This window comes from Actinoplanes xinjiangensis, from assembly GCF_003148685.1.
Lineage (GTDB): Bacteria > Actinomycetota > Actinomycetes > Mycobacteriales > Micromonosporaceae > Actinoplanes > Actinoplanes xinjiangensis.
In genome coordinates, this window is sequence record NZ_QGGR01000010.1 from 274609 (window position 1) to 287431 (window position 12823).

Consider the following 12823-nt stretch of genomic DNA (forward strand, 5'->3'; position numbering starts at 1 on the left):
GCGGCGACCAGGGTCAACGGTTCTTGAAATAGCGGAAGAGGTGCCGTTCGCGGACCGTCAGCACGCCCAGCACCGCCCCGATCAGGGTGGCGCAGGCCGCTACCGCCGGTCCGCGGACGTCCACCAGGTAGACCGCGGCCGCGTCCGTGGATCCGGCCGCCACCACCCCGGCCAGCAGCGCCACCGCGGCCAGCACGACTCCGGCCGCGGCCCAGGCGGCGGTCTCGATCACCTGGATGGCGAGCACATCGCGCCGGGACGCGCCGAGGTGCAGCGCGGCGGCCAGTTCCAGCCGCCGGATCCGGACCGCGATCAGTCCGAGCAGCAGCCCGGCCAGCGCGCAGGCGGGCAGCGCGAAGCGGGTGGGCCGGGCGGTGAACTCGCCCAGCGCGTCGAACCGGGTGCCCCGGCTGGTGTTGAGCTGGCCGACGGCCACGGCGTCGGCCGCGGAGCTGTCCACCGCCAGCGCGGCGTGCAGCAGCTGCTCCCGGTCGCGGGACAGCGGCCAGATGTCGGCCCAGCACTCGTCGAAGGAGCCGGCCGCGGGCTGAGGGAGGAGGGCGGCGTACGCCAGCCGGCTGTCCCGCCCGTCGTCCGGGTACTCGTACAGCCCCGCGACGGTGAGCGTCCCGCTGCCGGTCGGCAGTTCCTGCCCCGCCTGAACGCCGAGGGTGCGGGCCAGCGGCGCGGGCAGCCAGGCCCCGGCGGGTGCGGCCGGGTCGCCCCCGAGGACGGCGATCAGCCCGGGCGTCACCGCGTAGGCGGGCACCGGGTTCGCGTTCATCGTGCGCAGCACCACCGCGTCGGCCTCGCGGAGTGCGCCGGCCGCCCGGATCCCGCCGATCGTGCCGAGTCGCTCGCAGGCGGCGGCGTCGGTCATGGCGGGGGCGACCATCACCCGGATCGAGGCGCCGGAGGCGACGAAGTCCGCGGCCCGGCTCTGCACGCCGATGATCGAGCGGGCGTCCATGATCGCGGCCCCGGCCGTGATCGCCGCCAGGAGCAGGGCGAACAGCAGCGCCCGGGACGTGCCGGTGGCCAGGTTCCGGCCGGCTTCGGACAGGATCGACCGGAATCTCATGAGGCCGGTGCCCCTGCCGTCAGGCCGGTACGCCCGTGCACGGCCAGGTCGACCACGCGCGTGCAGGCGTCCCGGGTGTGCGGGTCGTGCGTGGCGATGACCACGATGGTGCCGTCCTGCGCGACCGCGCCGAGTGTCCGGTTGACGGTCGCCGCGGTGGTGATGTCGAGCTGGGCGGTCGGCTCGTCGACGAGCAGCAGGTCCGGGGCGGCACAGACGGCCCGGGCCAGCATGAGCCGCTGTGCCTCCCCGCCGGACAGCTCCCGGAACGGCTGGCACGCGGCCCGGTCGAGCTGGAACGCGGCGAGCACCTCCCGAGCGCGTTCCCGGGCCTCGGGGCGGGTCCGGCCGGCGGCGAGCAGCGGCAGGCAGACGTGGTCGAGCGCGGTGCGGGCCGGTACGCCGTACGGGTTCTGGAACACCCAGCCGGTCCGGGACACCCCGATCCGCTCGATCCGCCCCTCCACCGGCGTGACCCAGCCGGCCAGCAGGGACAGCAGCGTCGACTTGCCCGACCCGGACGGCCCGCAGAGGCCGGTGATCTCGCCGGGTTCGAGGTTCAGGTCGAGTCCGCGGAACAGGAACGGCGCGCCGGGGAAGTGGTGCCCGAGTCCCTCACCCCGCAGGATCTTGGGCCCGGCGTGCGGGGCGCTCACTCGCAACCTCCGGTGGCGACGGACGGGCCGAGGTCGACGCGTTGCGGTGCCGGGCCCTCCACGGTGACGAGGGTCGCGCCGAGGCGGGAGCTGACCACCCGTACCGGATAGGTCTGCCCGCCGGACCGGACGCACCCGGTGTCGCCCGCCAGGCCGAAGATCGCACCCGGCGGCATCTTCAGGGTGTCCAGGGGCTCGCGCAGCGCCACGCTGCCGGTCACGTCGGCGTCCTTGCCGCTCGACTCCAGCAGCCGGTATTCGGCGCTCGCCGCCACCCGGCCCAGGAACGTCACGTCGGTGGCGGCGCCCTCGCGGCCCAGCGGCCCGGTCGCGCCCATCACGGTCAGCGTCCGCGGCCCGGCCACCAGGTTGCCGGGCAGCGCGTCGACGGTGACCGCGGTCAGCCGGGCGGGCACCTTGGCGAACTGCTGCCCGGCCGCGATCCGGGCGCCGAGGACCTGCTCGCAGGAGCCCGGCCGGACCGACGCGGCGGGCAGCCACAGCACCTCGGCGGCGGCCAGCTTCCCGTCCGGCGCGGCCTTGCCGGCCGCCTTCTGCAGCTTCCGGACCGCGGCGGAGGTACGCCGGTCGTAGCGCCCGTTGTCCGGCGCCGCATATCCGAGCCGCCGCAGCTCCCGCTGCACCGCCCGGACGTCGCCGCCCTTGTCGCCGCGGGTCAGGTCCCGGTAGGGCGGCACCCGGGTGGCCAGCGCGACCACCGGGACGCCGTCGATCCGGGCCACCCGCTGCCCGGAGGCCAGCGGCCGGCCGGGCCGGCAGGACACCTCGGTCACCCGTCCGGCGAGGCCGACAGTGAGCGGTGCGGCGGGCGCCCGGGTCAGCGAGATCTTGACGGTACGTTCGTCCGCCAGCCTCTCGTGCCCGACCGGAGCGTCCGACAGCTGTCCCGCGGAGCGCAGTTGTTCCGGGGCGGGGGCGGGGCGCAGCAGGAACCCGGTGGCACCGGCCGCGCCGAGCAGGGTCAGCCCGGCCAGGACCGCGGTGCCGGCGAACCGTGCGTCCGCCACCTCAGCTACCGCCCTTCGGGGCGTCCACCTGGATCGCCATGCCGCCGGCGGTGAGGCACTTCTGCGCCTCGGCGTTCATCGGGTCGAAGTCGCCACCGGGTTCCATGTCGCCGCGGACGAACGTCATCAGGTCCTCCGGGGTGTACCCGGCCGGCACCAGCCCCGCCTTGATCAGGCAGCGCACCGTCACCAGCTTGGGGTCGGAGAGCAGGTCCGGGTTGTCCACCTGGGTGCGCAGCAGCGCCTCCAGGCTCATCAGGCCGGCCTTGGCGGCACAGTCGCGCATGGTCTTGGCGTACGCGTCGATCCCGTCCCCGAGGTTCGACGGCGGTGTGATCGAGTAGATGCCGTTCGGCTGTTTCGTGTAGGTGCCCGCCAGCCCGGAGTCCTCGGCGCACCGCCGGTACCGGCTGAACGCCTCCTCGTAGTCGGCCGGGTCGATCCGCCCGGTCTCGACGGCCCGGTCCAGGGCAGCCTTCTCGAAGTCCGACGTGGCCCGCGCCCGGGCGTCCCGGAACTGGTCGACGAGCGGTTTCATCTGCTCGCCGGAGCCCTGTGGCGGCTTGGCCTCGGTGGTCGAGCTGACCCCGCAGCCGCCGGCCAGAGCCAGCGTGACGGCGGCGACGGCCATCCACATCCTCGTTCTTCTCATGCTGTCCCCGATTCCGGACACGGCGGAGCGCGGCGGGACGGTCGATACGACCCGCCGCGCTCGGCCTGTGGTGATTACTCGAAGTAGTTGCGAGCGGAGTAGCTCAGCGAGACACCGCTGTCCGCGCGAGCCCACGACGAGCCGCTGTACCAGCCGGAGAAGCGGCTGGTGCCACCGTGCTGGGCGTAGGAGTTGCTCCAGTACGAGCAGTCCTCGGTGTGGGCTTCGGCGTAGGCGTAGTTGATGTTCGCGGTCCGGGAGTCGGACGCGCAGGCGGCCTGTGCCGGACTCGCGATCGCGAGCCCCGCGACGGTGCCGCCGACCAGCAGGCCGGTCGCGGCCAGTCCGCCGGCGAGCTTCTGGCCAAGTGTCCTACCCGACATGTCGATGCTCCTGTCGTCTGCCGCCGGAGGGCGGCTGTCGATGGTTTTGCGGAAATGCGTGATCCGCATTTCCTGCTAGAAGCATCGAGCCTGGGGATAAGCGCTCTCATAAGCGGGGGATAAGCTGATTCACATTCGGTGTCCCCCGTCAGTTTCCGGGCCCGCGTGGATGATCCGGAACGCCGTCGTCGACGGACGGATCCTGATATTGCTCGCCCGGCCGGGCGGCCCGCCCGAGCGTGTAACGGACGGCTCCGCCGGTGTCCGCGGAAATGCGAATCACCATGGTGCAGGCGGTCGGTTCCCGCCGGCAGTCCACCGCCTCCGGGCCGGTCGGTACCAGCTCGGACGAGGCGGTGCCGTCACCGCCGCTGGTCCGCAGCAGCACGCCGATCCGGTCCGGCGGGGCCGGCACCAGATCGATGGCGACGTCCAGCCCGACCGCGTCGAACGCCTCCCGGTAGGCGGTCCGGTCGGCGAGCGGATCCTTGATCCGGGCGACGAAGAACTCGCCCTCCCGGTCCACGGCGATCGCCGAGTTCGCATACGACGTGGCCCCGCCCAGCGGTCCCGGGCCGAGCACCACCACCGCGGTGGTGACGGTCAGCGCGGCCGCGGCCAGCCCCAGCGTGCGGGCCGGACGGGCGGACCACCGCCACGACGGGCGGGCGACGGTCTCGTACGGCTCCGCCGTCACCGCCCTCAGCAGCGACGACGATCCCGGACCGCGGTGCAGTCCGGTCAGTTCCTGATCGCCGGCCCGCGCCAGGCGGGCCAGTCGGGTGTCCAGTTCCTCGGTCATCGCGGCCTCCCTGACATGGCCGATCGGTCGGGGGTGTCGCCGGACTCGGCGAGGTGCCGGGCCAGGCGTCTGCGGGCCCGGTGCAGCCGGATCCGGACCGCGTTGCGGGAGATGCCGAGCACGGCCGCTATCTGGCCGTGATCCAGTCCCTCCCAGGCGACCAGGGACAACAGCTCCCGTTCCTCGTCCGGCAGGTGGCGCAGGGCCGATCCGAGGCCGCCCAGATCGGCGCTGTCCTCGGCGCTCGGCACGTAGAACCCGGCCAGGTCGCCGGCCAGCGCATAGGACAGGTCCCGGCGGCGCGCGGCGCCCCGGCGGTGTTCCGCCAGCACGTTGCGGGCCACCCCGTACATCCAGAGGCGGGCCTGCTCGCCGGGCGGCACCACGTCCAGCCGCCGCCAGGTGACCGCGAAGGTCTCGGCGACGACGTCGGCGGCGTCCTCGGCACAGTCGCAGCGGCGCATCGCATACCCCAGCAGATGATGGAACGTGGCGGCGTACAGGGCCTCGAACCGGCTCGTCCGGTCCTCCTCCACGGCATGCCTCCTTCGCTGCGGCGAGCGGTGCCGACACCTCTACATGTCGCTGCGGGCCCGGGCATTTCAGGGAACCCGCGGAAATCCCGTCAGACTCAGCAGCGCCGCCGCCTCGGCGCCGCGTAACAGTTCCTGGTGGAAGCGGTTGAGCAGCGGCATGTCCAGTCCGGACTGCTCGACCAAGTGGTACCTGGCCTGCGGGAACGTCTCGGTGGACGCCTCCACCCGGCGGCCGATGGACGCCTGCGCGGCCATCAGCTGCAACCAGGGCAGCTCCCGGGACGGGTAGCGGATCGTCATCGAGTGCAGGATCGGCAGCGCCTCCTGCGGCCGGCCCAGGCGCAGATGGCACTGGGCGGCCAGTTCCTCGGCCCGGAACCGGGTCTCCTCCAGCCGGCGTGCGGCGATCTCCAGGTCGAGCACGTCGCGGACGCCGGTCATCGCCTCGGCGCCGCGCCACAGGGCCAGCGCCTCGGTGACGGCGGCCAGCGACTCGGGCAGCCGGCCCGCCTCGTGCAGCAGCCGGCTCTGCCGGGCCCGGACCCGGAACCGGTCCGCGTCGGTCTCCAGGCTCAGCCGGTACCCGCCGCGGATGCTGGTGACGGCCTCCCCCCGGCCGCCCGCCAGCCGGCGGATCATCCCGACGTGATTACGGACCATCTGAACCGCGCTGTCCGGGGCGTCGTCGTCCCACACGCGGTCCACGATGTATCGGGCGGTGAGCGGTACCTCGCGGTTTTCCGCGAGCAATGCGATGACCTTGCGTAATTGAACGGACAGTCTTGTTTCCGTCGCTTCGGATGAATCGATGGTCACCGGCCCCAGAATGAGCACCCGCGCCGGATGATCAGAATTTCCAGACATCCTTCCCCGCCCCCGTGCGATTATTGACGACCGTCGCTCAAGGTAATCGCAGGAAGGCGCGCGGGATAGGGTCCGAGCAGTCAGTACTCGGCGATTGAAGTGTGATTCGTGGCGGCAACAATCTTCATGGTCGGTGAAGGGGCCCGCGGCACGGTCCATCGGGCGGCACGCTGAACTGCCGGTTCACTGCGGCCCGGCGAAGCGGGGACGGGCCTCCGCCGGCCCGCGCCGGGTGGGCACCCGGGGCATGCCCGGTCGCCCGGCCGACCACAATGCGGGACGGCGGGGCGACCGGGCGGGGCTCACGCGGGCGGAACAGCGGGTTCGGAGACGTGGGCGGTGACTATGCGCCACCCCTGGGGCAGCCGGACCCACGTCTGTGACTGGCGGCCCAGCACCGCACTGCCGGGGTAGCCGAACAACGTCGTCACCACGGCGGTGCTCCGGCCGTACCCCCGGATCGTGGTGTCCTTGAGCCGCCGGCCCGGCGGCAGGCCGCCCTGCGTCTCCCGCCACCTGCGCTGCTCCTCGATGCCGGTCTGCTGGTCGGCGATGCCGAACCGGATCGCCTCGGCGGCGAAGAAGCCGATGATCGCGTCGACGTCGTCGGCGACGAGGGCCCGCTCGTAGGCCTCGAACGCCGCGGTGACCTCGGCGATCACCTCCGGAAGGTCGCGTTCCATTCAGGCCACCGGCGCCGGTTCCTCGAGGGACGCCTCGTCGGGCTCGGGCACCCGGGGCGCCGGCCGGGTCAGGGCGAAGAGCACGCAGACCACGGTGAGGAACAGGTAGCCGAGCGAGACCGGGCCGTCCGCGTTGAACTGCACCTTCTCGGCGTGGATCAGCCCGACGAAGGTGAGCACCGCGCCGGCTCCGGAGAAGACCGCGGCGTGCCAGAACCGCTTGTCGATGATGAACGCCACGATCGCGCCCAGCACCAGGCCGGCCAGGATCGCGCCCTCACCGAGCGTCTTCAGCCCGTCGTAGACCACGCCCGCCCCGGCCAGCGCCTCGGTGCCGACCTGCGCCGCGCTCGTCCCGGCCGCGGCCAGCGCGTTGTCCATCTGGCCGGTCGCCCAGGAGGCGATGTTCGGGATCAGCGCGGCCACCACCGCCGCGGCGTGCGCCCGCGGCGTCGCCTGGAACGCCTGCGCACCGATCAGCAGACCGATGTAGAGCAGGATCGGGACGATCGCCGCGGTCGGGAAGATCGCGCCGAGCAGACCGAACAACCCGAAGAAGCAGAGCAGCGCGATCACCACGCCGGTGGCCATCGAATATCCGGTACGGCCACCCGCCGCCTTCCAGCCCGGGTGCCCGACGTAGACCGCCGGCGGGAACGGCGACCCGAGACACGAACCGATCACCGCGCCCGCACCGTCGGCCAGGAGCACACTGCGCAGGTTGTACCGGTCGCCGGCGGTGGCGGCGCTCTCCACGTTGGTCATCGCCTCGGTGAAGTTGTAGACCCCCAGCGGGATCGCCGTGGCCAGCAGCGGCGCCATGTCCCGCAGGCCGTCGACCAGCAGCCCGAACTCGAGATGCGGGAAGGCGAACGCGATGTCCCGCGCGGCGCTCGTCACGTCCGGCACCGACATGGCACCGCCGAGCCAGCCGATCGCCGTGCCGACCAGCAGCGCGGCCAGGCCGATCGGGAAGTTGAACGGCAGCTTCACGTCGGTGAGCAGACCGATCAGCAGCAGGCCGAAGACCGGCAGCGCGATCCACGCGTAGTTCCACATGTTGCCGGCCGGGTTCATCGAGATGAACGTGATCGAGATGCCGGCCAGGGTGCCGAGCAGAGCGGCCCGCGGGGTGTATCTACGGATGTACGGCCCGACGAATGCGCCGATCAGCACGATCACGCCGATGATGAACGCCCACGCGATACCGGCCGTCCACGCCGCGATCGGGTCCTTCGTGGTGAGGTAGATCGGCAGCATGATCACGAAGATCACGATGAACATGTGCGGGACGCTCGGGCCGTACGGCAGGGCCGTCACGTCGGTCCGGTTCTCCCGCACCGCCAGCCGCCGCGCGAGGAAGGTGTAGTAGACGTTGCCGGCGACCAGCGCGACACCCAGCGCCGGAAGGATCACGCCGAAGACGTTCCCGGCCGGCATCTGGATCACGGCGAGACACAGGCCGGTCAGGGTGAGCACGTTGACCAGGACGTTGACACCGAAGCCGAAGAAGGCGTTGGTGTCACCCCGGACCCAGTAGGCGAGTTTCATCGGGCGATCTCCTTCAGCAGCGCGGGGGACTCGGCGACCCACCCGAAGATGCCGCCCTGCGCGGCGATCATCTCGAGGCCGGCCTGCTGGAACTCGGGGAAGTAGGAGCCGACACAGTCGGCCAGGACCAGGCACTCGAAGCCGCGGTCGTTCGCCTCACGGACCGTGGTGTGCACGCACACCTCGGTCGTGACCCCCGTGACGACCAGCTGCCTGGTGCCCAGCTTCTCCAGCGTTGCGGACAACTCGGTCGCGTAGAAAGCGCCTTTGCCCGGTTTGTCGATGACGACCTCGCCTGGTTCCGGGCGAAGCTCGTCGATGATGTCGTGGCCGTACTCACCGCGGATGAGGATGCGCCCGAAGGTGCCCTTCTGCCCGATCATCGGGCCCCGCCTGAGCTTCGCCGGCGGACAGTCGGACAGATCTGGCAGGTGACCTTCGCGGGTGTGGATGATCGGCAGTCCGGCGGTCCGCCAGGCGCTGATCAGGGCGGTCAGCGGCCCGATGGTGCGGCGGAGTTCGGCGACGTCGTTGCCGAGCGACTCACCGAAGCCGCCCGGCAGGAGGAAGTCCCGCTGCATGTCGATGACCAGCAGCGCGGTGGTGTCCGGATCGAAGGCGAAGGGACCGGGTCGGGCGTCGACAGTGGGCATTCAGACCTCCGTGGCCGCTATCACGTCGTCGGAAGTGGCGACGCAGCCGAAGACGCCGCCCTGCATGGTGACCATGTGCAGGGCGGCGGTGTGGTTGGCCGGATCGGTGGCCCCCGTGCAGTCGCTGAGGATCAGGCACTCGTAGCCACGGTCGTTCGCCTCGCGCATGGTCGTGTGCACGCAGACGTCCGTGGTGATGCCGGTCAGGATCAGATGCGTGATCCCATGGGTACGCAGCACGAGATCCAGATTGGTCGCGTAGAAGGCGCCCTTCCCCGGCTTGTCCACGACGACCTCACCGGGCGCCGGGGCGACCTCGGGCACGATCTCCCAGCCCGGCTCACCCTTGATCAGGATCCGCCCGCACGGCCCGGGCCCGCCGATCTCCGCCCCGATCCGCGCCGACCGCCACCGCTTGTTGGCCGGCAGGTCGGACAGGTCCGGATCGTGCCCCTCCCGGGTGTGGATGACGAGCATGCCCAGCTCACGGACGTGGGCTAGGAGTTTCGCGGTGGCCGGCAGCCCCGCCCGGGTCAGACCGATGTCGTAGCCCATCGCGTCGACGTAGCCGCCGGGCCCACAGAAGTCGGTCTGCCAGTCGATGCAGAGCAGTGCGGTCCGGTCCACCGGAACCGAGCCGTCGTAGGGCCAGACGTACGGGTTGGCCGGCACCGGGCCGATGCGTGCGGTCATGAGTCAGATCCCTTCGTGCGGTGATTCCGCCAGCCGCCGCTGGCGGTGATGTCCCGGGCGCCGCCCACCGCGTACGCCTCGCACAGGAACCCGGTCACCTCGGCGCCGTCCTCCAGCACGAGCCGGCCCAGCGACAGTGGCGCCGGGATGCCCGCGAGGAGTCCGCCCACCGTCGCGGCCGGCAGTCGCCACAACTCGATCTCCACGGCGGCCCCGCCCGCGCCGACCCGGACCAGACCCGGCGCGCCGGACGGCAGCTCGTACATCCGGTACAGCGGTGCGGTCCGGGTGGCGCCGAGCAGCGTTCCGCCGCGCTCCAGCAGCTCCCCGTTGCGCGGCTCGCCGCTCAGATGCAGCCCGACGACGGCGATCGTCATGCCCGCGCCGTCTGCCGCGGTCTCGTACAGCGACCGGGCCTGCGTCATCAGCATGTCGTCGCTGAACGCCGGTCCGAACAGTGTCAGCGAGGCCGGCCGTCCGTCGGCGGTGAACCCGTTCGGCACCGTCACCGCGGCCATGTCCAGCAGGTTCGCGAACTGGGTGTACCGCCCCAGGATCAGGTTCCGGCCGATCGGGTCCCCGGCGATCTCGGTGTGGGTGAACGTCGTGCCGATCGTCGGCAGGACCAGCACGTCGATCCGCTCCCACATCCGGTCCGCGGCCGCCCGCAACTCCTGGAGCCGATGCCGCCCCCGGAACGCGTCGGCCGCGGTGTATCCGAGCCCCGTCTCCAGCACCCGGCGCGTCACCGGCAGCACCGACTCCGGGTGGGTGGCCAGGAACTCACCGAGATCGGCCAGGCGCTCCGCCACCCACGGCCCGCGATAGAGCAGGTCACCGGCCTCCAGCAGCGGCCCGGCATCGACCGTGACGTCGCCGGCGAACCGTGCGTACGCCTTCTCCTGCCCGCTGTCCCCGAAGAAGTCGAGGCCTTCCGCGACCCCGATCCGAGGTCGCCGGATCTGCCGCGCCTCACCCGGCGCCCTCCTCGACCAGGGATCCTCCGGTACGAAGCCCCGCGCGGCCCGCATCACCCGGTCCGCCAGGGACGGCTCCCGCGCGAAGATCGAGACGCAGTCCAGGGACCGGCAGGCCGGCACCACTCCCAGGGTGCTGAGCAGCCCACGGGTCGGCTTGATCCCGATGATGCCGTTGAGCGCCGCCGGAACCCGCCCGGACCCGGCGGTGTCGGTGCCGAGCGAGAAGTGCACCGACCCGTTCGCGACCGCGACCGCCGACCCGGAGCTGGAGCCGCCGGAGATCAGCCCGCCACCGAAGACGCTCTCCGGCGCGCCGTAGGGCGACCGGGCGCCGGTCAGCCCGGTGGCGAACTGGTCCAGATTCGTCTTGCCGATCACGATCGCCCCGGCGTCGACGAGCCGCTGCACCACTGGCGCGTTGCGCTCGGGCCGGTAGGCGAAGTCCGCGCATCCCGCGGTCGTCGGAAGCCCCGCCACGTCGATGTTGTCCTTGACCGCGAACGTCATTCCGGCCAGCGGTAGCCCCGGATCCACGGCGTCGGCACGTTCGTGCAGATCAGCCGCCTCGAACCGGCTGATCCAGACGCCGTCCGGCACCGGTGCGGCGAGCACTTCATCGACGTTCGCGTGTGCGTCCACATCGTCGATTGTCGACAATTCTGTTTCGGCCAGAACCACGTTGTGTAACGGCCCGATTTCCCGGCGGCGCGGGTGGTGGGGAGACCGGTCAGTTCAGGTAGGTACGGGCGCCGTGCCCGTTCAGCGCCTCCAGCAGCGCGCCCGCGTCGCCGTGCTCCACCGCGGCGAACAGCCGCTCGTGTCGCAGCACGCCGTCCCGCGCTCGGGCGGTCTCCGCCTCGCGCCGCATGTTGACCGCCATGTAGAGCTGGATCCGCACGAGGATCGACTCATACAGCCCGGTGAGCTGCCGATTTCCGCTCAGCGCCACGACCTCGACATGGAACCGCCGGTGCGCGTTGGCCAGCTCCAGCCGGTCGTCGGTCTCGGTCGCGGTGCGGATCGACTCCAGGGCGGACCGCAGCCGGCTCAGGTCGCGTCCCGGGGGAGTGGTCGTCACCGCGTGCCGCTCCAGAACGTCGCGGACCTCATACAGCTCGCGCACGTCGTCGTCGGACAGGGTGGCGACCCGCGCGCCGCGCCGCGGGATGTGCTCGACCAGCCCCTGCTCGGCGAGCAGGCGCATGGCCTCGCGCAAGGGCGCCCGGCTGATCCCCAGCCGTCGGGTCAGCTGTTCCTCGACCAGGCGTTCACCCGGATCGCTCCGGCCGCTCAGAATGTCCCGCCGCAGGCGCTCGACGGCGAGCTCGACGAGACTGTACGTCTCCAACTCACCGTCGCTCACCCGCGCAAGTCTGCCAGCCCGCGCCGATGCGGCACGGGCTGGCCCCGGAGTGGGTCAGGCCTCGGCGAGGACCTTGCCGGTCTCCAGCAGCGACTTGAGGTCGCTGAGCACCCAGGCCCAGCCACCGCCACCGTCGGCGTCGGCCGCCGTGTTGCCGGCGATCATCGCGGCGGTGGCCGGCGCACCCGGCGTGTGGTGCGTGATGGTGACCCGGCAGACGCCGGGAGCGGAGTCCTCGATCTCGTAGGTGAGCGTGGTGAACGGCTCGGCGGCCGCCGTCGGGTCCATCAGCATCCGCCACGTCTGCACCAGGCGCCGCGGCGGCTCGGCCTCCAGCACCTCACCGTCGATGATCACCTCGGGCAGCGACCACCCGTTCGCCTCCGAGTAGGCCTTCATCTCGTCGGTGGCCGTCGAGTAGAACCGGCCGCCCTTCTTGAGCTCGTAGAACTGGGGCGCGGCATACGCGTACTTCGCGGTCCACTCCGGATCGGTGATGGCCGTCCAGATCTTTTCGGCCGGTGCCTTGATCCAGATACGGAAGACCTGGGTGTCGCTCATGACTCTTCCTCCAGCGCTTGCTTGAGATCGATCAGTGCGGTGACGTGGTGCTCGGTGAACTTGTCGATCCACCGGTCGTGGATCTGCCGGATCGGCACCGGGTTGAGGAAGTGCAACTTCTCCCGGCCGGAGCGGCGCACGACGACGAGACCCGCCTCCTCCAGCACCCGCAGATGCTTGGCGACGCCGAACCGGGTCATCTCCAGCTCACCCTCCAGCTCCGTGAGCGTGCGGCCGTCACGCGCGAAGAGCAGGTCGAGCAGGAACCGGCGGCTCGGGTCGGCCAGCGCCCTGAACACCAGAGCGTCGTCGAACACCCGATCGTCGTCCGTCATGA

At 71.7% G+C, this 12823-nt stretch carries 16 protein-coding genes; all 16 read right to left on the reverse strand.

What is annotated here, in order from left to right; translation table 11 throughout:
- Positions 1-13: 13 nt before the first annotated feature.
- Positions 14-1081, reverse strand: a complete 1068-nt coding sequence (locus BC793_RS23725) for a hypothetical protein (RefSeq protein WP_109595724.1) — start codon at positions 1079-1081, stop codon at positions 14-16.
- Entirely contained in the window at positions 1078-1737 is a 660-nt protein-coding gene (locus BC793_RS23730) for an ATP-binding cassette domain-containing protein (RefSeq protein WP_203896341.1), read from the reverse strand. Before BC793_RS23730 ends, BC793_RS23725 begins: the two co-directional genes overlap by 4 nt.
- Entirely contained in the window at positions 1734-2765 is a 1032-nt protein-coding gene (locus BC793_RS23735; protein ID WP_109595725.1) for a peptidoglycan-binding domain-containing protein, read from the reverse strand. The genes BC793_RS23730 and BC793_RS23735 overlap by 4 nt, the downstream gene beginning before the upstream one ends.
- A gap of 1 nt (position 2766) precedes the next feature.
- Complete coding sequence (locus BC793_RS23740; RefSeq protein ID WP_146246396.1) at positions 2767-3417, reverse strand: hypothetical protein; 651 nt, start codon at positions 3415-3417, stop codon at positions 2767-2769.
- Between the two features lie 74 nt (positions 3418-3491).
- Complete coding sequence (locus BC793_RS23745; RefSeq protein WP_146246397.1) at positions 3492-3800, reverse strand: hypothetical protein; 309 nt, start codon at positions 3798-3800, stop codon at positions 3492-3494.
- A 148-nt stretch (positions 3801-3948) separates the two neighbouring features.
- Positions 3949-4602, reverse strand: a complete 654-nt coding sequence (locus tag BC793_RS23750; protein ID WP_109595731.1) for a hypothetical protein — start codon at positions 4600-4602, stop codon at positions 3949-3951.
- Complete coding sequence (locus BC793_RS23755) at positions 4599-5138, reverse strand: RNA polymerase sigma factor (protein WP_109595733.1); 540 nt, start codon at positions 5136-5138, stop codon at positions 4599-4601. The genes BC793_RS23750 and BC793_RS23755 overlap by 4 nt, the downstream gene beginning before the upstream one ends.
- A 66-nt stretch (positions 5139-5204) precedes the next feature.
- Positions 5205-5834 carry an AfsR/SARP family transcriptional regulator gene (locus tag BC793_RS23760; protein WP_158319335.1) on the reverse strand — a complete coding sequence of 210 codons (630 nt, stop codon included), beginning with the start codon at positions 5832-5834 and terminating at the stop codon, positions 5205-5207.
- 470 nt (positions 5835-6304) lie between these two features.
- Positions 6305-6685: an AtzH-like domain-containing protein gene (locus BC793_RS23765; protein WP_109595738.1), complete on the reverse strand. Its 381-nt coding sequence runs from the start codon at positions 6683-6685 to the stop codon at positions 6305-6307.
- The gene (locus BC793_RS23770; protein WP_109595740.1) at positions 6686-8236 is read right to left on the reverse strand and encodes a SulP family inorganic anion transporter; all 1551 of its coding nucleotides are present in this window, start codon (positions 8234-8236) and stop codon (positions 6686-6688) included.
- Positions 8233-8889, reverse strand: coding sequence for a cysteine hydrolase family protein (locus BC793_RS23775; RefSeq protein ID WP_109595742.1), 657 nt, complete (start codon positions 8887-8889; stop codon positions 8233-8235). Before BC793_RS23775 ends, BC793_RS23770 begins: the two co-directional genes overlap by 4 nt.
- A complete protein-coding gene (gene biuH, locus BC793_RS23780) occupies positions 8890-9582 on the reverse strand; it encodes a biuret amidohydrolase (RefSeq protein ID WP_109595743.1) in 693 nt (230 codons plus the stop codon).
- Complete coding sequence (gene atzF / locus BC793_RS23785; RefSeq protein WP_109595745.1) at positions 9579-11201, reverse strand: allophanate hydrolase; 1623 nt, start codon at positions 11199-11201, stop codon at positions 9579-9581. Before atzF ends, biuH begins: the two co-directional genes overlap by 4 nt.
- Before the next feature lie 88 nt (positions 11202-11289).
- Positions 11290-11925 carry a GntR family transcriptional regulator gene (locus tag BC793_RS23790; RefSeq protein WP_109595747.1) on the reverse strand — a complete coding sequence of 212 codons (636 nt, stop codon included), beginning with the start codon at positions 11923-11925 and terminating at the stop codon, positions 11290-11292.
- Positions 11926-11979: 54 nt separating this feature from the next.
- Positions 11980-12486, reverse strand: coding sequence for an SRPBCC domain-containing protein (locus tag BC793_RS23795; protein ID WP_109595749.1), 507 nt, complete (start codon positions 12484-12486; stop codon positions 11980-11982).
- Positions 12483-12821 carry an ArsR/SmtB family transcription factor gene (locus BC793_RS23800; protein ID WP_203896340.1) on the reverse strand — a complete coding sequence of 113 codons (339 nt, stop codon included), beginning with the start codon at positions 12819-12821 and terminating at the stop codon, positions 12483-12485. Before BC793_RS23800 ends, BC793_RS23795 begins: the two co-directional genes overlap by 4 nt.
- Positions 12822-12823: the final 2 nt, after the last annotated feature.